The 21,376-nt window shown below is 35.0% G+C and carries 17 protein-coding genes; 10 read left to right on the top strand and 7 right to left on the bottom strand.

Going from position 1 to position 21,376, the window contains the following annotated elements; all coding sequences use genetic code 11:
- Positions 1–43: 43 nt before the first annotated feature.
- Positions 44–658, top strand: a complete 615-nt coding sequence (locus GTK07_RS07020) for a hypothetical protein (protein ID WP_163634488.1) — start codon at positions 44–46, stop codon at positions 656–658.
- A 690-nt stretch (positions 659–1,348) separates the two neighbouring features.
- Here GTK07_RS07020 and GTK07_RS07015 read toward each other — a convergent pair.
- The 7 genes from GTK07_RS07015 to GTK07_RS06985 form a co-directional block, all read right to left on the bottom strand.
- Positions 1,349–4,477: a type I restriction endonuclease subunit R gene (locus tag GTK07_RS07015; RefSeq protein ID WP_163634486.1), complete on the bottom strand. Its 3,129-nt coding sequence runs from the start codon at positions 4,475–4,477 to the stop codon at positions 1,349–1,351.
- 18 nt (positions 4,478–4,495) lie between these two features.
- Complete coding sequence (locus tag GTK07_RS07010) at positions 4,496–5,668, bottom strand: restriction endonuclease subunit S (RefSeq protein WP_163634485.1); 1,173 nt, start codon at positions 5,666–5,668, stop codon at positions 4,496–4,498.
- Positions 5,665–6,654: a virulence RhuM family protein gene (locus GTK07_RS07005; RefSeq protein WP_163634483.1), complete on the bottom strand. Its 990-nt coding sequence runs from the start codon at positions 6,652–6,654 to the stop codon at positions 5,665–5,667. The genes GTK07_RS07010 and GTK07_RS07005 overlap by 4 nt, the downstream gene beginning before the upstream one ends.
- Positions 6,651–8,198 carry a type I restriction-modification system subunit M gene (locus GTK07_RS07000; protein WP_163634481.1) on the bottom strand — a complete coding sequence of 516 codons (1,548 nt, stop codon included), beginning with the start codon at positions 8,196–8,198 and terminating at the stop codon, positions 6,651–6,653. Before GTK07_RS07000 ends, GTK07_RS07005 begins: the two co-directional genes overlap by 4 nt.
- A gap of 107 nt (positions 8,199–8,305) precedes the next feature.
- Complete coding sequence (locus tag GTK07_RS06995; protein ID WP_235932682.1) at positions 8,306–9,061, bottom strand: type IV toxin-antitoxin system AbiEi family antitoxin domain-containing protein; 756 nt, start codon at positions 9,059–9,061, stop codon at positions 8,306–8,308.
- 116 nt (positions 9,062–9,177) lie between these two features.
- A complete protein-coding gene (locus GTK07_RS06990; RefSeq protein ID WP_163634477.1) occupies positions 9,178–9,516 on the bottom strand; it encodes a plasmid mobilization protein in 339 nt (112 codons plus the stop codon).
- A 139-nt stretch (positions 9,517–9,655) separates the two neighbouring features.
- A complete protein-coding gene (locus tag GTK07_RS06985; RefSeq protein ID WP_163634475.1) occupies positions 9,656–9,946 on the bottom strand; it encodes a helix-turn-helix domain-containing protein in 291 nt (96 codons plus the stop codon).
- A gap of 568 nt (positions 9,947–10,514) precedes the next feature.
- Here GTK07_RS06985 and GTK07_RS19475 point away from each other — a divergent pair.
- The 9 genes from GTK07_RS19475 (at position 10,515) to GTK07_RS06940 (ending at position 21,270) form a co-directional block, all read left to right on the top strand.
- Positions 10,515–10,787 (top strand): recombinase family protein, encoded by a 273-nt coding sequence (locus tag GTK07_RS19475; RefSeq protein WP_417938980.1) that lies wholly within the window; start codon positions 10,515–10,517, stop codon positions 10,785–10,787.
- A gap of 263 nt (positions 10,788–11,050) precedes the next feature.
- Complete coding sequence (gene kwaA, locus GTK07_RS06975; protein ID WP_163634471.1) at positions 11,051–11,635, top strand: anti-phage protein KwaA; 585 nt, start codon at positions 11,051–11,053, stop codon at positions 11,633–11,635.
- Positions 11,628–12,611 (top strand): anti-phage protein KwaB, encoded by a 984-nt coding sequence (kwaB, locus tag GTK07_RS06970; protein WP_163634469.1) that lies wholly within the window; start codon positions 11,628–11,630, stop codon positions 12,609–12,611. The genes kwaA and kwaB overlap by 8 nt, the downstream gene beginning before the upstream one ends.
- Positions 12,612–12,736: 125 nt before the next feature.
- Positions 12,737–15,025: a DUF262 domain-containing protein gene (locus tag GTK07_RS06965; protein ID WP_163634467.1), complete on the top strand. Its 2,289-nt coding sequence runs from the start codon at positions 12,737–12,739 to the stop codon at positions 15,023–15,025.
- 184 nt (positions 15,026–15,209) lie between these two features.
- Positions 15,210–18,641 (top strand): DEAD/DEAH box helicase, encoded by a 3,432-nt coding sequence (locus tag GTK07_RS06960; RefSeq protein ID WP_163634465.1) that lies wholly within the window; start codon positions 15,210–15,212, stop codon positions 18,639–18,641.
- A complete protein-coding gene (locus GTK07_RS06955; protein ID WP_163634463.1) occupies positions 18,619–19,170 on the top strand; it encodes an AAA family ATPase in 552 nt (183 codons plus the stop codon). The genes GTK07_RS06960 and GTK07_RS06955 overlap by 23 nt, the downstream gene beginning before the upstream one ends.
- Positions 19,171–19,240: 70 nt before the next feature.
- Complete coding sequence (locus tag GTK07_RS06950) at positions 19,241–19,897, top strand: hypothetical protein (protein ID WP_163634461.1); 657 nt, start codon at positions 19,241–19,243, stop codon at positions 19,895–19,897.
- A gap of 13 nt (positions 19,898–19,910) precedes the next feature.
- The gene (locus tag GTK07_RS06945; protein ID WP_163634459.1) at positions 19,911–20,261 is read left to right on the top strand and encodes a hypothetical protein; all 351 of its coding nucleotides are present in this window, start codon (positions 19,911–19,913) and stop codon (positions 20,259–20,261) included.
- A gap of 181 nt (positions 20,262–20,442) precedes the next feature.
- A complete protein-coding gene (locus GTK07_RS06940) occupies positions 20,443–21,270 on the top strand; it encodes a Fic family protein (protein ID WP_163634458.1) in 828 nt (275 codons plus the stop codon).
- Positions 21,271–21,376 lie beyond the last annotated feature (106 nt).

The raw sequence follows: 21,376 nt of genomic DNA, 5'->3' as shown, positions 1-21,376 counted from the left end.
GGTTGAAAAGAGGTCGGTGTTAATACACTAAATGCATTTCATAATGACTAGAAAGTTATCAGTATCACTTATTGTTTTATGCTTTGTTTCCTGCGCAGGGGGAAAATACAATTATCTCTTCGATACAGGTAAGCAGTTGGATTTTAGCCAAGGTAAATGGATACTCAACCGAACGGAGTCCAACTCCCTTATATTTGATAGCGAGCTATATAAGGCGTCCTTTGAAGGTTTTAAAGACATTATTGGTGATTCCTTGTTTGATTTAAATTCTATTAGGGCTCACAAAATGGTTCCACCTAAAATTGCTTTCGAACCTAGCCCCGAAGAGCTTAAGCAAATTGGACAAAGTACGGATTGCGATTATTTAATAAATATTCGTGGGAACATAATAAGCAATGGGGCAGGAATTCTATCCTATGATTCAGGCAATGGTTATTATAGTGCCAGCAACCAATCCTCCATTTCAATTATAATCTATGAACTTACCAATGGAACCATAATCTCTTCTTCCCAAGCTTTGGCTAAGGATACTGCGGAAAACTCCCATTTTGACGAGAACACCAATGTACCCACATTTCATAGCAGTGCGGAAACCATGATGGTGAAAGCAGCGAAAAACCTAATAAAGAAATATGACTCCAATAGACTGGATATATAAAAATCCAAATGAACGATTCCTTAACCGAAAGCTTTACTAATTGAGTCAATTCCAAAAGAAATAGTTCAAAAATGTAAGTTCCAAAACTTGGCTAAAGAAATGAATATATACATCAAAAAATACATAGCACAACCAATATTGGAACCAATGCTTCATTTTGTATCAAAATGATGGAATTTGGAGTTTTGGGAAGCATCCAAAAGTTAAACTTTGTTAAAAGGTGAGCCATACGGTTCCGCTAAAAAAAGGCCCCTTGGCAGGCCTTGTAAACAGGGGGTTCCGGGAAAAGGTTCTAGTTCCGTCCAGACCGCAAAAGCCTCATTTTATGAGGCTTTTTTGTTTTTTAACATTCTGTTTTTCAGGTATTTATAAAAATAATTGTTAAGCAAAAGTTAATTAGCGTGCTGCGTTCGTGCTGCATTTTTGATTCTTTTTTACTTCTTTGCAGCATTTTACAATACTTTTCATTCCGAAAAATTACTCCTTAAAAAGTAGGATAAAATAATCTTGCCATTAAAATGCATTTGCAACAAACTACATTTTTCGCGGTGTTTGGAATCACTTTTTTTCTCCAGAGAGCCGATTAGAAGTGTTATTCGGCTCAAATTATCAAGATTTAGTTGTCAAATGACCCAATGTAATATTTCTTGAACCATCATCTTCCAATTGCAATTGTTTCAACATATCAATTTAAATTTCACCTCCAACTCCTTTAAATTTCTCAACAAAAGATGAGATCTTTTGAAAGACACTTTGTTTTTTTGTAAGGTATTGAGGGTTTAAAGGGCTCATTTTTGGTAATAATGAATTAAGTTCCGTGCCATTTTCACTAGCATATTCCCTTTTTAATGATGCTATCATATAACGCTTCGCTTCTTCTTCATTTAAATTCTCATCTGCAATCAATTCTGAAGCCTCTGCTTTTTGTTTGCCTTGTGCATAAGCAAAGAAAGCATCGATGATTGTAGCCTTTTCTTTTATTTCATCCAAATCTGTTTCATTGATGAAATCGACTACCAAACTTTCTTTTGCCCTGTTACCCACACTAGCACGGATTATGCGTCTTATTTCTTCTACTAATTCTGCTTTGTTTTTTGTTTTCTTATTATGCTCAAAAATCAATTCCAGAATGTAGTCCAGGTTTATTTCTTGAGACTTTAATAAATCGACTTCAAATACTACTTCATCCCAATCAATATCAGATTCTTCTGCTTCCTTTCCTTTTCGTTCTCGTCGCAACCAATCACGAATATCATTATACGTAGAACGATAATCTTGGATGGTTCGCTCTGCCGGCAATTCAATTTGTTTCATTACCTCAATATCTTCATCTGAAACAAAATAGGTTTCCTTGAATGCTTCCACAGCTTCCGAATCATTTATATCAATATCCTGGAACGCTTTAAGATTGGTAAACTCATCGTAATTCTGGAGTATATTTTCTACTCGTAAATATTCACCAAAAAGTTTAGTGAATTCCTTTTTGTCCTTCTCTGTTTCAATAGCATCCGGGTCAGGGAACTTTTCTCTTAGTTCCTTAACCACTTCAATATAACCACGACGTGCATTGCCTGTTGCAATATCTGTAAACCCTTCTAAGTATTCTCTGTAACTCTTCTCCAGTACCACATTTCTTGTACTGCTATCCCCAAAAAGGGTTATGGCATCAATAGTGGCCTGTTCTAAATCTCTAAAGGTTACAATATTTCCAAAGGTTTTTGTGGCATCGTAAATGCGATTGGTACGCGAAAAGGCTTGCATTAAGCCATGATAACGCAGGTTTTTATCAACAAATAAGGTATTGAGCGTTGGTGCATCAAAGCCTGTTAAAAACATCCCTACTACAATGAGCAAGTCTATTTCTTTATTCTTCACCCGTTTTGCAAGGTCTCTATAATAATTTTGGAACTCTTTGCTTTCAACACCATAACTTGTTTTGAACATCCTGTTATAATCGTTGATAGCCTGAGTTAAAAACTCTTTGGCACTTATATCCATTGCCGTTGGTTCAAAGGTCTCGTCAACAATTTCACCAATAGCGTTTTGTTCTTCATTGGCTGCAAAAGAAAATATAGTCGCTGTCCTTAATGGCTTATCATAATCTTGTTGTAGCTTATTTAATTCTTCGTAATAACATTTTGCTGCATCTACACTACTAACGGCGAACATGGCATTAAAACCGCTGTTACCTCCCTTAGTTCTATGCGTTTTTTGTCTGTAATGCTTTAAGATGTATTGTGAAATTTCTTTGATACGCACAGGATGCAGTAAGGCTTTTTTGTTTTCTGCCGCACTTAGTTTAGTTAGATCCTGTTCTGTTTCTATGCCTTTAAACTGTGGACGAACATCGTTATAATCTACTTTAAACTTTAATACCTTTTCGTCTCTAATGGCATCCGTGATGACATAGGAATGTAGTTCACGACCAAACACACTAGCCGTAGTTTCCGAACCTAACGCATTTTCGGGAAAAATTGGTGTTCCTGTAAACCCAAACTGATAATATTTTTTAAACCTCTTTTTCAGGTTATGTTGTGTACCTATGGTTCTACCATCTTTTTTACTACTAAATTGACTTCGATGTGCTTCATCAAAAATAAAAACGACCTGCTTTTGGTAGATATCCAAATCGTTCTCACTTTTCATAAGATTATTCAATTTTTGAATAGTGGTAACAATAATCTTATTGTCTTTTTTCTCAATATTTCGTTTTAAACCTGCCGTACTATCAGAACCATTTACACTATCCGGAGAGAAGCGTTGGTATTCTTTCATGGTCTGAAAGTCCAAGTCTTTACGGTCTACCACAAAGAACACCTTATCAATAAAATCCAATTGCGTTGCTAATCTTGCTGCCTTAAAGCTGGTAAGGGTTTTACCCGACCCTGTAGTATGCCAAATGTACCCACCACTCTCTGCTGTTGACCAATTTTTAGCATTAAAGGAGCTTTCAATTTTCCACAACATCCGCTCTGTAGCTGCGATTTGATAAGGCCTCATGATAAGAAGGGTATCGCTTATATCAAATACAGAATAGTTTAGAAGTACATTCAACAGGGTGCGTTTTTCAAAAAACGTAATGGTAAAGTCCTTTAAATCCTTTATCAATGCATTATCAGCTTTAGCCCAGTTCATGGTAAAATCGAAGCTATTTTTATCACGTTGTACGGTGTTGGCAAAATAGCGACTGTCTGTACCGTTGGAAATTACGAACAGCTGTAAATATTTAAACAGTGAATTGTCTGTATTGAAACTTTCTTTAGTGTAGCGATGTACCTGATTAAAGGCTTCACGAATTGCCACCCCTCGTTTTTTTAGTTCGACTTGCACCAGGGGCAAACCATTAACTAAAATGGTAACATCGTAACGGTTGGCATGCGTACCCTTTTGTTCAAACTGTGAAATCACCTGAACTTTATTACGTGCTATGTTTTTCTTATCTACTATGTAGATGTTTTGAATATGCCCATCATCAAACACAAAATCATAGATGTAATTATCGTGTATCTTTCTTGATTTATCGGTAAGGCTATCACTTGGTCTATCCAAATACTCTACCACAAAACGCTGCCATTCCTGATCAGTGAACTGCATATTGTTAAGTTCCTGCAACTGAACACGCACATTAGCCAACATACGTTCTTGATTGTTAATATGAGCCACAAATTCATAGCCTTGGTGTTGCAAATCCTGGACTAGTTCTCTTTCTAAATCTGCTTCTGTTTGATAACTTAGAGGAGCCTCATTTACTTCTGAGAACTTTTTATAGCTATCTAAAACAATAAAGTTGTTGGATTCTGCTATGGTTTTGTAGTTCATGGTGGTCGGTGGTTAGTTTTAAGCTTTCGGAAAAGTTAACAATTGTTCGCGGTAGTACTCGTATTGTTTTTGTCTTAGCTCTATTTCTTTGGGTAATCCTTCGGAAATAGAAGTAGTCAGCACATCAAACTTATCCAAAATGGCAACAATGCGTTCTTGTTCTTTTAGAGAAGGAACTGGAATTTTGTAAATTTCAAAGTCAGATGCTCTGACATGCGGCACCCCACTTCCCCTTTTCATTGAATGAATTTTCCTTTGATTTTTTTTTAGAAAGTAATAAGCAAATTTTGTGCTTAAAACTGAATTATTTGGATGAATGCTAAATGCATCCGTTAAAAATAACTTTTCATTCCAATAACTTACCAGCCCTGCATTAGCACCAGATCTAGCTATAACAACAAATTCACCATCTCTATTAAATTCATTATGAAAAATTATAGGTGCATCCGCATTTGCTACTACTGGAAATTCCCCCAAAACTGCTTGTTTTTTTGTAAATGCGACTCCTCGTTTGATTTCTCCTAATTCCCCCAAAGTCTTCCATTCCACCTCATTCTCATCAAAACTCAACAATTGCTCACGGAAATAATCATACTGTTGTTTACGTGCTGTAAGCTCTGCTGTAAGCTCTGCTGTAAGCTCTGCTGTAAGCTCTGTAAAAGTGTCGAGAATGTCAACTATTTTTTGTTGGATTTCTAAAGATTTTCTTAGGTTATCGGGGCATGGGATTGGGATTTGGAATTTTTTTACTATCTGTGCATTTATATTTGTTTGTGAACCTGCGCCAAGCGATTTAATATATTCATATTGACTTAACAAAAAATGATACACATAGCGATAATTCGCAATTTCTTCATTAAGATGAATATTAGCACATGCTTGGTTTGTACATAATGGAATTTTATTGATACCCACTTTGCCTACAGTAGCTCCATACATAGCAACTATAACACAGTTCTCAGGAATCATTTTAGCACTTGAATTTTTTAAACCTTCTTCTGTGATTTTAATTCCTGTATCCCAAATATCACCACTACCAACTTCTTGAGTACGTAACCATGGAATATTTCCATCATAGTATGATGAAATACTTGTTTTAGGAGTACCTCCTGAGGAAATTTTCAGAGAAATCTCACCCAAGGCCATCCATTCCACTTCAACTCCCTCCAATAGTTTATCTAAAAATGTCATTTTTTACGGCTTCCTTTTTTAGCTTTCTTTTCTAAGGCAGCAATGGTTTTTAAATAATCTTTTTCCACCGTACTTAGGGTTTTGGCTTTGTATTTTTTATATTCCTGTAGGGCTTTTTCTTTGGCTTTAGCGTTAGAAATTTTTCCTGCATTATCGAGTACTTTACGCCCTGTAGATGTTAGGATGTTATCCAGTTCGGTAACGTAGTCTGCCATACGCATTTCGCGTTCTTCTATGGCATTTAATTCTGCCAAATCAAAATAGGCCGCCACTAAATTGTTAAGCACTTTTAGCTCTTTTTCTTCTAAAAAATTCTTGGCAATCATGGCTTCGGCTTGTGTAGGCTGGTCCCCTTTAAAGTTGGTTAGGCCTGCAAAGGGTTTATCGCTATCTACCCTTAAAAACACGACTTCGCTAGCAGTATTGCCGTGTGCTGCATAGTGCAATTTGTTTTGTACTATTTTAAAGAAGGTAAGGCTTTGCTCGCTTTTAGGGTCGTAATCGGTAGCAGTAGCGTATAAGTCTAATACCTGGCGGTACATGACTTTTTCGCTGGAGCGGATGTCGCGAATACGGTCTAATAGCTCTTTCCAATAGTTGCCGCCTCCTACATTTTTAAGGCGCTCATCGTCCATGGTAAAGCCTTTAACAATGTATTCTTTAAGGCGCAGGGTTGCCCATTGGCGAAAACGAGTACCTTGAATGGACTTAACCCGATAACCAACGGAAATAATTACATCGAGATTGTAATAATCTACTTGATAGGTTTTACCATCGGAAGCAGTTGTTGCATTTTTTGCAACAACTGATTTTGCATCGAGTTCAGCTTCATCAAAAATATTTTTTATGTGTCTAGAAATAGTAGACTTGTCTCTATTAAATAAAGCCGCCATTTGGTCTAAAGATAGCCAAACCGTTTCATCATCAAGTTTAACATTGATTTTAGTTAAACCATCTTCTGTTGTATATAAAATTATTTCGCTCATCCTTCAATTTCTTTAACTATTGCATCAATATCGGCACGTAGCTTGTCTATCCTCTTTACGGTTATAGCCACTTCTTTATTTAGCATTTCAATGTCAATCTTTTCACGGGTGTCTTTGGCTTCTACATAAGAGCTAACAGATAAATTATAATCGTTTTCAGCAATCTTGGCATTATCGATAGATGTAGCTACGTGAGCTACCTCTTCTTTGACATCGAACATGTTCATCACCTTTTCAATGTGGGTATCGGTCATCACATTGTTGTTGGTTTCCTTCTTGAAGTAGTCTTCTCCACTGGCATCAATAAACTGCGTTTTGGTATCGGTTTTATGTTTGGATAACACTAAAATATTTACCGCTATGGATGTACCAAAGAATAGGTTAGGTGCTAAAGAGATAACGGTTTCTACAAAGTTGTTATCTACCAAATACTTTCTAATTTTCTGTTCTGCACCGCCACGGTAAAAAATACCTGGGAAACACACCAAAGCCGCTCTTCCTTTACTCGACAGATAGCTCAATGCATGTAGTACAAATGCAAAGTCTGCTTTGGATTTAGGCGCTAATATTCCTGCAGGCGCAAATCGGTCGTCATTGATTAAGGTTGGATCATCACTACCAATCCATTTTACAGAATACGGCGGATTGGACACAATGGCATCAAACGGTTTTTCATCACCCAATTCTGGATGCCGTAGCGTATCGCCATGTACAATATGAAACTTATCGTAGTTGATGTTGTGCAGAAACATGTTCATACGTGCCAAGTTATAGGTAGTATGGTTAATTTCCTGCCCATAGAAACCTTCCTGAATAATATGGCTGTCAAAATGTTTTTTGGCCTGTAACAGTAAAGAACCAGATCCCGCCGCAGGATCATAAATCTTGTTTACAGTTGTTTGCCCATGCATTGCCAATTGCGCAATGAGTTTGGACACATTTTGAGGGGTGAAGAACTCTCCGCCGGACTTACCTGCATTGGCTGCATAATTGGAGATTAGAAACTCATAGGCATCGCCAAACAGGTCTATTTGATTGTCTTCAAAATTACCAAACCTTAAACCTTCGACACCCTTTAAAACGGCAGCCAAACGACTGTTTTTATTTTCAACTGTATTTCCCAGACGGTTACTCGTGGTATCAAAATCTGCAAACAGGCCTTTGATGTCGTCTTCTGAAGGAAATCCAATAGCTGAACTTTCTATAGCGGAAAATATAGCTGCTAAATCGGTGTTCAAATTTGGATTATTACTTGCGTTTTTAACCACATTTACAAACAGCTGGCTTGGATAAATAAAGTATCCCTTTGTTTTTATGGCATCTTCTTTTATTTCTGAAGTTATAACGTCATCTGACAGGTTGGGGTACTTTACACTATCATCGCCACCCTCAATGTAATTGGTGAAATTTTCACTTATGAAACGGTAGAAGAGTGTCCCTAATACAAATTGTTTAAAATCCCATCCATCTACAGAACCACGCACATCATTGGCTATTTTCCATATTTGATTTTGCAATTCTGCTCTTTGTGCTATGCTTGTCATTTTATGATGATTTCATTTTGGTCATTATATCATTTTTAAGCCGATCAAAAGCGGCTATATGTATTTCCATGATGCATCTTGCCACTCCACTATGTAGGGTCTTGGCATCATATATCGTTATTTAGGGCTAAGTTCACATCAACTTTCCATCTATTATCCACTGCACCCGGTTTAATTTTATCCGATGTATTCAACAGGACAGGGTAAAACCCATACCTTTCCAAATATGCGATAAGTAGATCAGCCAAATCACTCTTTGGGCTTATGAAATCAATCAAAAAACCCAATCGTTGTAAAACACTTTTATTCGGATACCATTGCAGTAAGGAATCCATTTCACTTGGCTCAACTTCTTCTAAAAGCTCCTCGATATTCGCCAACATTCTGTTTATTCCTCCCAGCTTTCTTTGGTGGTATATTAAATCCACAATGGTGAGTAATGGGTCTGAAACATTAAAATATCCAGCATCCGATGTTTTTTGGACAATATTGGCCTGGGGCCAATTAGAGGCAAGAAAAAAGTTTATGGCTATATTCTTTTTATGAATATCCAACATTCTTGTACCCTGTGTGATGATGTATTCAGCCTGTACTTGTTGGTGGGCCGCTCCATGTATTTGTGCTGCTGAGTATAAACCAATGTAATAGAGCTTATCCAAATGTTCAAATAATTTATTGATATAAAGCTCCAATGGCAAAACCCCCAACTTTGAATATCTTGGTGGTATGATAAGGTAGAATCCTTTTCTTAAAGAGAGGATCTCCCCTTTCTCGGATAAATAGGCCAAATCCGTTGCAATAGCATTTGCGTCCTTCCCTGAATAAGCCATGTATTCATCACGGGAGAAGGAATATTCTTCCAATGACAATCTACTTTTGATAAAATCAGTGAGAAGCATTTAGTAAATTTAGAAGAATATTAGTAATTATTGCTATTGTTCTCCTTTTTTTACTAAAATTTAATCAAACTGTTTTGACTTTATTTTACCATAATTTGTTTTACTTCGGAAAGTAACCTTTGTAATTCCACAAGTTGTCCCGTCAATTTTTCGGGTTGGTTCTGCCCTAAATGAATTTTGATGGCCAACTGGTTAATATTGTTGCCTATCCTGCTCAGCTCAACGAAAATTTTTCTTTCATAAGGAGAGACCTTATATCTAGGCAAAGGTTTTCCGGTAATTTTTTTTCGGATATAATCAGCAATTGAAAGCCCGCAAGATTCTGCATTATGAGCTACAATGAGATAATTATCCACTGTAGTTCTAAAACTGATATGAATTGCTTTAAGCTCTCTAATTTCTTTTTTTGGCCGTGCCATAATTTTAGGAATTGAGGAGTATCTTCAACAAGCTTGCGAACAAAGTGAGCAGTTTTTGTATACAAAAACACAACTTGCTTCGTGACCTCCGATTAATAAAATCCATTTTTCATTTTGACTTTGGATCATCAATCTGTTTCTAAGAAGAAATACCCCTTAACCGATTGATAAGCTCGTCGATGTCATTGGGATGAAATAGAACACGTCCGCCAATAGGTATCTTTTTGAGCAACCCTTTTTCCACCCAGGAATAGATGGTCGGCCTGGTCACTTTAAATTTCTTGACCAAATCGGCAATAGTCAACATTTCATTCTCAGTTTGATTTTGATTATCCTTATCCTCCAATTTTGGAGCTAGACTGTTTTTGAGAGATTCTACAGGAACGTACTCCTTTAATCCATCGTCGTCCATGATAAATATGCGCTTCATAGTACTGGTATTTGTTGATTTACTTTATTGAACAAACCTATCAACATTGAACAGCATTTAATCTATTTGCCGTACACCGGTTCGTGTATGGCAAATCAAGAAGCATTCAAAATAAATTTGCAAAGGAATTGAGGTCAAATCCAAAACAGTGATGGCAAGCCTATAGGGGCTTGCCATCACTGTTCGATTCTTTTGAGGGAGTTGCCAAAAACGATGTTTTTGGCAACTCCAGTAGAAATATGGGTAGGGAGAAAAATAATTGAGTTTACGCCAACCCTCGGACAAACCCTGATTTTGGTCTTCTTTCTCCCTTTCCACAAATATTTAAAAGAAATTTCAAGCTATTTCAAATACATGTATGATCCCACAAACGTATATTTCATTAAATATTTATTTGTTTAATGCCTGCAAAGAGTTCTTCTGAAGTGCTAACTAAGTGTTTTTAATAATACCCAACCAGAAAGGACCGTTTTATTGAATTTTCAGACTATGGTTTTTGGATAAACATGAGTGATTACCAAGGAAGTATAGAAGAGCTTGACAAACCATTAAAATATTTGAAGGGACGGTGATACCATTGTGGACTAGAAACTTGATTGGTTGGCAAGGAGCTATCCATTCCACTAATCTTTTGACGAAGTTGAAAGGAAACGGAGTTCGCTTCAGGAGTATCACCAAGCCCTTCATTGACACCACGAAGAAGTCCTCCCATTCTGAGTTCATCATCAAAATATTTGCTGCCTTGGCACAAATGGAAAGGTGCACCATTATTGAACGGACTAAGGCCGATTTAGAATCGACTAGACCAAGGGTAAAGTTTTGGAAGCATCGAAAGGATTAAGTAAGTAAAATAAACAAAAAGCTGTAATTTGTGAGGAGTATTTAAAAAGCAGGGTGTTGACCATAGTTGAAATTTGTAAATGATTGAACATTTCAAGGGCAAACTATTACAAATATTTACAACAAGGGAGGCTTTTCATGAAAGTTGAAATTTTATAAAAGATTATCAAATACATTAATAATATTCCATTTAGGGTAGATCATAGATGTATTTTATGCATATATACAAGCTGAACCAATAAAATCGGAAAAACAAAAAACTGAATGACAAGAAAAATCGGATTATTCTTTCTCTCTCTTTGGTTATTATTTTTATTGATAATAATCATAACAGCAGAAATTCCATTTTGTCTTGGAGAAAAATGTGAATTTGTAGGATGGACTTATTTACTTAAATCAAATACCATTTCTCTGTTTTGTGTCATCGCCCTTGCAATCGGTTTTATTTCATTTTTTGACTTTCGGTTTCAAATGAAAGGAACGCCTGAATTATCGGTTAAAATTACAGAAATCGAAAATATAGATTACGAACACCTGACTTTCCTAACAACTTATATTATACCGCTTGTATGCTTTCAATTTGAAAACTTCAGATATATTCTAACGTTCATAATCATTTTATTCGTTATTGGATTAATATACATAAGAACAGACTTATTTTACGCCAACCCTACTTTGGCAATTTTAGGTTTTAGGATTTATAAAATTTCTGGAGAGTTTAGAAAAGGTGAAATCAGAACTGAAAAAATCTTGATTACTAAGGATACATTACAAATAAATGACAGAATAAAATATTTCAAGTTAGACGAGCGAATTTATTACGCTTCAAAAATAAATACCAATGACTAAACCTGAATTAAACCAATCGCTCGATTTTGTCAATAATCCAGACGGTGAACTTCAAATAATTATTTATGCAAACATTGAAGATGTTGCAGAACCGAGAAAATTGGACATAAAAGGAGATGACTTACCCGAATTGAGACAAATCTTCGTGGATGGAATCAACTCTTTCATAATAGAAAAAGACGAATATTCTATTTTAAAATTATCTGATGCTGACGAGCGGGGAAAATGTTTTTACGAGTATGATTTAGAAGTGCCCGCAGAGTTAGAATTATTAGAAAATGTGGTAGGCAATGATAACCTCCAAAATTTCAACTTTAACGATAGTGATTTAGCATCTATTAAATCCCTTATTATCGTCTTGGCTGACAATGATAATGAAGTGAGTCTGTATAAAAAAATATCCCCTGTAGAAGTTATTGGAAGAGGTGGTCATATCTTAAAAAGAGCCAATCAAAGATTAGAGAGATTTGAGGACCAATTATTAAGAATTACCGCTAAGTTTCAAGTTCTGAGAGTCGATGAAGAAATAATAATAACAGACTTAAATTCAATTGAAAGGAGTTTTGGTTTCCACGATGTTATAACACGAGAAGCTACAGCGAGCTTAGATGTTATTAATCAAATGGCATTAATTCAAAATATCGAAAGCCTTCAGGAATTAGTTACCGATGTGAGCTTTGCAAGAAAGTTAACTAAAGTAGCTAAAAATTCACCTGTTATCAAAATGAATATTCCCAATGAAAGCATTATTCTCTTTTCTAAACAACATCCGCTAACGAAAAAGAAAATGAGATACAGTGAAGATGGAACTCAATTTAATTTAGACACAAGAGTATCCAAGGATTTGTTGATCAAAATATTGAATGACGACTTACTAACTTCCGAACTTACTAAGCTATACTATGATAGTTTAGCAAAAGATGGAATTGAAGTTGAAGCTGAGGAAAATGATGAAGAAAACAATGAAAATGAGTAACAAAGCCTGCAATATAATAATGTATCCTATAAGTAATCGCTTGTTCTCGCCTACTTGTGAAGTTCCCCGCAAAACCAGACAACTACCGTTGTAAACCATAAAAACGAACGAAACTGCAAAAAAATATGTCAGAAATAACATCGAGCAGTGCTCAAAATAGACAATTAGCTGATTGGTACACGAAAATAAAAAATGGCAACATCAAGCTTCCTCGATTTCAGAGAATGGAAGCGTGGGACAGATGGAGAATTCAAAGTTTTTTAGAAACTGTAATCCATAATTTGCCTGTTGGGGTTACACTAATTTTAGATGTTGGAAATGACGAAAAATTCAAATCACGCTACATCAGTACAGCAGAACCCATAACAAAGGATAAAATAACCGAACATCTTTTAGACGGACAGCAACGACTAACTTCCTTTTGGAGAGCGTTACACAACAATTATGACTTTGAGACCTACTTTGTTTATTTTCCCGAATTTCAAAACTATCACGAGCAACCTTGGAGTGATGAAACGACAATTTTTTGCAGAACTCGCTACCTGAAAAACGATCAAAAATATCCGCTTTGGGCAGACCTACCAAAAGACAGTCTAAAAAGAGGTTGCGTGCCTATTCAACTTTTTAGACCCGAAAATATCCAATCTGAAATTGATAATTGGATTGAGTTGGCGACCAAAGACAACAAGCCAAAACCAACTGATGAAAATTTCGCTACACTTATAGAAAAGTATTATAAAGACAAAGAATCCTTGCGAGACAAAATTATTAAACTTCGTGAAACCATTTCACATTTTAACCTTCCATATCTTTCACTTCCAGCAACAACACCAAAAGAAATTGCTTTGCAAGTATTTATAAATATGAATACGAATAGCAAGCCACTTTCTATATACGACATTATTGTAGCTGAAGTTGAAAGTGAAATGAAAAGTTCATTGCACGAATTGCAAAATGACCTAAACAAAAAGCATCCGAAAATTAAACACTACTTTGAACTTGAATTTTTGATTTTGGCTACTTCGTCCCTACTTCAAGACAAATTACCAAACCATAGAGGTATGGCAGAAATGGACAAGTCCATTTTGGTCAAAAATTGGGATATACTTGAAAACTGTCTTGGCAGAATGGCTGTATTCATGGAATCACAAGGCCTTTATGACAAAAACAGGCTTCCCACAAATGCGGTGCTCTCAGTTATTGCAGCCGCATTTTCAAATATTCCAGAAAATGGAGATTTAGCAGGTAAAGGAGAGATTTTGCTCAAAAAATATCTGTGGTCGTCATTCTTCACTTATCGTTATGAAAATTCGGCAGCTTCAAGAGCATACCAAGATTACATAAATCTAAAACGAGTTCTAACTAACGAGCAAAACGAAAGAGGTGATTTCTATACTGAAAATGACATACCTGTATTAAACAGAAAACTTTATCCATTAGCAGACAAAGAAGAGTTGTTAACTGTAGGTTGGCCTAAAAAAGTGAACATAAGAGCAAGAGGGATTCTTGCTATTTCCACTTATTTAGGTGCTTATGATTTTGCAGATGGAAAACAAATTTCAAGGGAGAATATTAAGAAAAGAGAATATCATCATATTTTCCCTGATGCACTTTTACAAGAAGCAAACATTGATAGCTTTTTAGCTTTAAACTGTGCTTTAATTACTGGTAAAACCAACAGAAATATAGGAAGAAAAGACCCGTTAATTTATTTAAAAGAACGCTACAAATGGGCAGATGAAGAAATTGTAAACAGTCGATTAAATAGCCACATAATTCCAATTAAAGAACTTTCAAATGGCGGATACGAAGGAATGGAAAACAAGGGACGAAATGCTAAAATCCAAACTGACTTTGACGCTTTTATAGAAAAAAGAGCTGAATATGTACTAAAAGCCATTCAGCTTTTAACAGCAGGGAAACAAATAACCGTAGAATCAATTTTACAAAATTCAACAGAATTACCACAAGCAATAAAAAATTTGAAATCTGAAATAGAAAATATCGAAATTCAATTGAGGAATTTAATCAACAACAAGTTAAATAGAATAAGTAACAATCCTTTTGAGCAATTTGTTGCTGAAAAAACAAGACAATCGACTGAATTTAAAATAGCTTCCCACCTAAAGAAATTTCCGGGTGAAAATGCTGAAAATTATCAATCATTTAGAAAAAAGCTAAACTTTTTTACTCTCGGAGAATTTAAAGAATTAATCATAAAAAAAGATACTTGGAACGAGTTTGAAGAAATGTTTAAATCAAAACCAAACGTAGAACACAGATTTAATCAACTCTTCACTTTAAGAAACCAAATTGCTCACAATAATGAACTAAATGACATAATGATAAAAGACGGAGAAGCCTCAATAATTTGGTTTAAAAGCGTACTGAAAAATGAACTCGTAGAAAAATAATAATGGCTTACAACAAGATACTATAAACAATTGGGGGCGAAAGTGATAAAACCAAAGTATAAACATAAAATAAAGGTCGATGTTGAACTGGATATTTAGGGCAAAAAACCCCAACTGTTCATAGGAAACCGTTGCCAGCAAGCTTGAAAAGCGTTACTGCAAAAAATGAACGACAGAATCTTGAATGAAAAAATACACTTCAAACTATACATATACAAACCCGAATTTTGTAATTCAGAACCTTGTAACAAATCAGATAAATAATGACTTGTTGCCGATTTTGTTTGTAGTGAAAAACATTTTGCAACGTGGTTTTCCGACAACTCTTTCAAAATATCTGCAATCTCAATTAGGCGAAATTCATAAACTTGACAACTTTGAAGAACGCTTTTTGTTTGCGACAAACCAAACACCTAATTGGAACGACACCATAAAAGGTGACAGAGAACGCAACTACTTTCCTGCAAAAGACTTTTTTGAGCAAATTATACCAAACGAGTTTGGCGAATTTTCATTTATCCAATCATTGCTCATTCCCGAAATTGAAATCAACGATATTACCGGTAAAGATGACAGAAACTTTATCAACCAACAAGTTGATTTTTATTTGCCGCAAGCCAAACTTGTGATTGAAATTGACGGACAACAACACAAGCTTGACGAAGTAACGAGAGTTTCCGACAACACAAGAGATAATTACTTATTAAGCAAGGGAATTACGACTATAAGAATTACAACAAGAGAACTGCAAAACGGCACTTATACTGAAAAAGTTGAAACGATTTTAAGACATCTTGAACGCTACGACAAACTTCTAAAGTTCTACAAAAAGGCTTGTGAGAAAATAGTAGAAAATCAGATGAGTGAAGAAGAAATTAAAACTAAATTATTGCCTACGGCAATAATCCGTTTTCAAGTCTTGCTTATTGAGTTGCTTACTCACAAGTATTTGACATTTGACCAAGATTGGAATTTCAACATTTTATCACACGAAAACTTACCCGATTTCGCAGAATTGGCAATAAAAGATTTGCTTATTTGGTTTGATAAACTTTGGCAACTCAAAAATAAAAACGAGCTCAAAAAGCCAAAATTCAATATTACAATAACGAACGACAAAGCGAAATTTCAGCCAACAACAAAAGCTCTAAATATTGACTTTTCGCTATTCAAACGCTACACGGACGAAAACAAAATCAATGAAGATGTGATTTTTGTCCGCACAGATTATTTTGACATAGTAAAAGACAAAAACTATTTCAAAGTTAGCACAACAGAGCCAATCAATTACAAAGTAACAGATGAAGATAAACCGATTTTAGAGTTTTTTCTTGACAACATTTTTGATAAGCCAAGTTTTCGTGAAGGTCAATTTCCTATCATTTCAAACGCACTTAACAGAAAAGATACAATTGGACTTTTGCCTACAGGTGGAGGAAAATCTTTGTGCTATCAACTTCCTTGTTTATTGCAACCAAGCATAAATTTTGTGGTTTGTCCAATCAAATCGTTGATGTATGACCAAAACGATAATTTGGTAAAAACACTTGTAACAAACGTTAGTTTCATTACTAGCGATTTGGAAGCAGACGAAAGACGAGAAATAGAAACCAACTTTGAGCAAGGACAATATTTATTTGTTTGGATTTCGCCAGAGAAATTTCAGATACCAAGTTTCAGAGAAAAAATAAGGGCTATTGTCGCTAACTTTTCTATTGCTTACGCAGTTGTGGATGAAGTACATTGCCTTTCAGAATGGGGACACGATTTCAGAACTTCATATTTGAATTTGGCAAAAACAATAGATAAGCTAAGTCCAAAAGATGAAAACAAAGAAGGTAAGATCAAATTTATCGGTCTAACAGCAACCGCTTCCGTTAATGTGTTAAAAGACATAAAAATTGAGTTTTCAAGACAGAAACAGCGTTTAGAAGATGAAAACATAAAATCGCTTTTGGACTACAGCCGTAAAGAACTACAATTTGAAGTACTTAACGACAATGGCAATAAAAATGATAAGCTAAAAAAGCTCATCAACGAACTTAAAGACACGGAAAGTTTTATTGAAACTACCGAAAAAGCAGGTTTGATTTTTACGCCAAATGTAAATGGTGCTTATGGATGTTACAACGTAGCAAATACATTAAACACAATTTATCAGAATAAAGTAGGTTGGTTTTCAGGCGATATTCCAAAACGAGATATTTACGATGAAAGAACAGGGAGAAAAATTGGCAAAAAGCCTGTAATGAGCCGAGATGAATTCAACAAATACAAACAAAAAATTCAAAAAGATTTCAAGGAAAACAAGTATCAACTTTTAGTTGCAACCAAAGCCTTTGGAATGGGAATAGATAAGCAAAATATCTTTTACACTTTTCACTATGGTTTGCCAAGTTCGGTAGAAGCACTTTATCAGGAAGCAGGAAGAGCAGGACGTTGGGATAATCGAAAAGAAGAAAACGTTAATAAAGTCGGCAAATGCTACGTTTTACATTCCCCCGAAACACACGACCAAGAACGGGTTGATCGACTTTTTCACAAAGACACATCATTTACGGAAATGAAAACCATCAGCAATGAAGTTGGTTTTGGTGGCAGGGATATATTTAAACAGATTTTTCTTTTTGTTCAAGGCCAAAATGATATTGAAAAGGATTTTGAAATTATTTTAGGTGTAATCAGAAACTTCTTCAAAGAAAAATCGCAGGTTAGAATCTTTTGGAATGATGCGTTTACCAAACTTCATATCAATAGTGATGTTTTACAAAAAGCTATTTATCGTTTAAGTCTGTTAGGAATTGTTACCGATTGGACGACCAACTTTATCAATCATTTTGAAGTTCAGTTTAATACGCTCAATGAAAATCACATCATAAAAAGCGTTTCGGATTACATTACAAAATATGAGCCAAACACAGACATCAAAATGGAGTTGCAAAGAGTTCAGCAAGACACAGTTTTAGAAAAAGCTATTTGGCACTTGCTGAATTGGACTTTTGAAAACATTGCTTATAGTCGAAAACAATCACTTAAAACGCTTTCCGATTGGTGCTCAGAGTTTGAAGATAGTGAAAGCTTTAAGCAACGAATTGACAGTTATTTCATTTTTTCAGAAACAACTTTTGTTCTTCAACACATTGCAGAAAATCCAAAAGATTACGAACAATGGTTTGAAGTTTTGACAACAAACAATCAATTTCCAAACTTAACGGAATTTGAAAAACTGAAAGACAGCATTAGTCGATTTTTGGAAAGTTATCGTAATAGTGTCGGACTAAATTTTTTAAGTGGTTTTGTGCGTTTGGCATTGAACGAATATGAAGATAGTGATGGAAAAGAACGTTTTGAAAGTGCATTATCAAGTATAAAAGAAACTTTTATCCAAGTGCAACAAAAGGACTTTTTAAACCGCCTGAAAGTTTTGGGTAAGAATTTGACCGAAAAACAAAAGATGGAATTGAGCCAATCCATTTCAAAGTATTACCCTGAAATCTTGGAAGAGCTTGCGGAATACTACGATTTGGCTTATTTGCTAAATGACGTTTATTCAGAGAAATTAGCAGAATTGAAAAAACTTAATAGAAAGCTATATGAGCAACTTGCAAAAATTTAATCAAACACTTGAAGATTTCAACCAAGAAGTTGAGCAACTTAAAGATGTTTCGGGAGCATATAAAAAATTACAGCAACTCACCGAAAGTTACAATGCGATAACCACGCAGTTTGAAGAAAACAGTAAAGCACTTGACAAAATAAATGAGCTACAAAAAGCCCAACAGGAAAAAGTTGCCAAAAGTTTAGCGGAAATTGAAAATACCCACAAGCAGAACAAAACCGAACTTGCAAAACTTATTGAAGAAAAAACCGACCAAATACGAAAAGAAAACAAGGACTTTTACAAAGACCTTGAAGGCACAATCAAAATAAAGCTTGAAGATAACAAATCAGAAATAAAGCACCTAATTGAAAGTGAGAGGAACCAAATCAAGCAGATTTTTGAAATCGAGTTTGCGAAGAATACAAAAGAAATAAGACAAGCAATTGAAGCCGAAAACAAGACAATTAAATTATTAATTTGGGTAATTGGCGGACTAACTTTATTATTAAGTGCATTAGCAGTTTTAAAACTTTGGGCGACATAAAAGAAAACGTCAGCTGACAACATTGGAAGCAATTAAAAAATAAACAGTGCCTATCTATTAAAACAATTCAATGACAAACAAAAATCTCGAATTAGACTATCAAAAAGAAATTGCAAAAATTCATTACTACTCACAATATGACACATCCGATTTCAATCTTGTAATAGAAACTTCACTTCAACTTAAAAAACACGGATATGACGATTCACAAATAAATTTTTATGTAGGAAGGGCATATCAGGAATTAAATCAACAAGAACAAGCGATTGAATTTTATCAAAAAAGCATCTCTACCGTTGATGCATATTCAAATTGGACAAAAGAGTTAAGTTCTAATAACTTAGGAAATATTTATTTCGATATTGATTCTTATGACGAATGCATTGAAGTCTGTAAAAGCAATATTGCGAATGCTAATAATGACTTGTATAAAGCAAATGCGCTTTATTTAGTAGCACATAGTTATTATTTAAAAACTTTTAAATTAATGAAGATTTCCCCTACTTATACAAGTCAGTTAATTAAATGTTTACAGAAGGCGGAAGAAAATGTGTTAAAAGCGTTAGAAATGCAGCCCGAAAATGTAGATTACCTTGTTTTGGCTGGTTCAATGTATAAAAAAGGATTGGAACTTGACGCTGGATTTTCTGTTAAGGCCAAACATTATTTAAAAAAAGCTGCCACTTTAGGCGATAATCAAGCAAAACAACTACTAAATCAATTCTAAATTATTAAAATCAATGAAATTAAAATTTGATAGTGCAAATCCAGGAAGCATTTCTAAAAACAATGAAATATTTGAATGGATAAAGTCCTTTGACGAAGCAGATTTATATATTTCTGAAACATCCCTCGAAATAATTCCCAAATTGGAAAAGCCTTTAAAAAGTAACCTAGAAAAAATAGAGGAGGATTTCCTATCCGAAACTTACCAAGGCTATTTTGACGAAGTAAATACTTTTAGAATTATTAGACCGGGGAAAGAATCTCGATATATTATGGATTTAACAGGAGATATAGAAACACTTACAATTGCAGATATGTCAATGTCAGGAAATGGATATGCCGTACATTTTGACGTTGTAAAATAATAATAGCTACTGCCAACCAAAGACCAAGAAATTTGGTCTTTCAATTTATAAAGTTTAAATAATCCCTTTTTAGTGATTCTCAATGACTGTGTCTTTCATTCACCTCTTTTGGGCTATAAAAAATTAATTTATAGCTCATAATTTTACTATTTTTGAGCTATAAAAATTAATTATTTGGCTCATGACAGCTTTTAAATGGAACTGGCAACAAAAGGACTGGCCCAATTTCAGATATGATGAGGCAGCTTTGGAGTATCTGGAATATCAGTTTGTCCAAACTAGTGGAGTAGCTCTAGGTTCAATTAAACATATTGATGAGGAAGACAAAAATGAGCTTTTAATTGAAGTTTTGTCGGATGAAGCTCTTACCACATCGGCAATTGAAGGGGAATATCTTGACCGTGGGAGTATTCAGGAATCAATCAAAAAAAACTTAGGACTTGAAACGGAAAGAAAGAAACTTCCCCAAGCTGAATATGGAATATCTGAAATGATGGTCAATCTATATCGAACATATGCAGTACCATTGACCCATGAACATCTTTTTGAGTGGCATCAGATGCTCGCCAATGGCAGAAGGGATTTAGTGGATATTGGAAGATATCGTACTCATGAAGATCCTATGCAGGTTGTTTCAGGACGCCTCGACAAACCGACGGTACATTATGAGGCACCTCCCTCATCACAAATGACAAATGAAATGGAAGCTTATGTTCGTTGGTTCAACGAAACCCACACGACAAACAAATCCAAAATGCTTCCATTGGCCAAGTCAGGAATGGCACATTATTACTTTTTGGCCATCCACCCGTTTGAAGACGGAAATGGACGTATTGCTAGAGGGATTTCAGAAAAATCGATTTCCATGGATTTGGGCAGACCAGCACTTATATCCCTATCACAGACCATCGAGTCAAACAAAAAAGAATACTATTCTTCCATCGAAGCCCATAATTTTAAACTAGACCTTACTGAATTCCTACTATACTGGATAAGCCGGGTAAACTGACCCACCTTCGCCGGATAAAACTGACCATAGCAAACGAACTGCCCAGATTTGATCTATCCTTGGGTTAAACTTAGTTTTTATTTTTTAATTTTCTTCTCATCGATTC

The organism is Flagellimonas sediminis, assembly GCF_010500845.1.
Classification (GTDB): domain Bacteria; phylum Bacteroidota; class Bacteroidia; order Flavobacteriales; family Flavobacteriaceae; genus Flagellimonas; species Flagellimonas sediminis.
The sequence above is the reverse complement of the archived record's forward strand: the minus strand, read 5'-3'. Positions and strand labels throughout refer to the sequence as shown.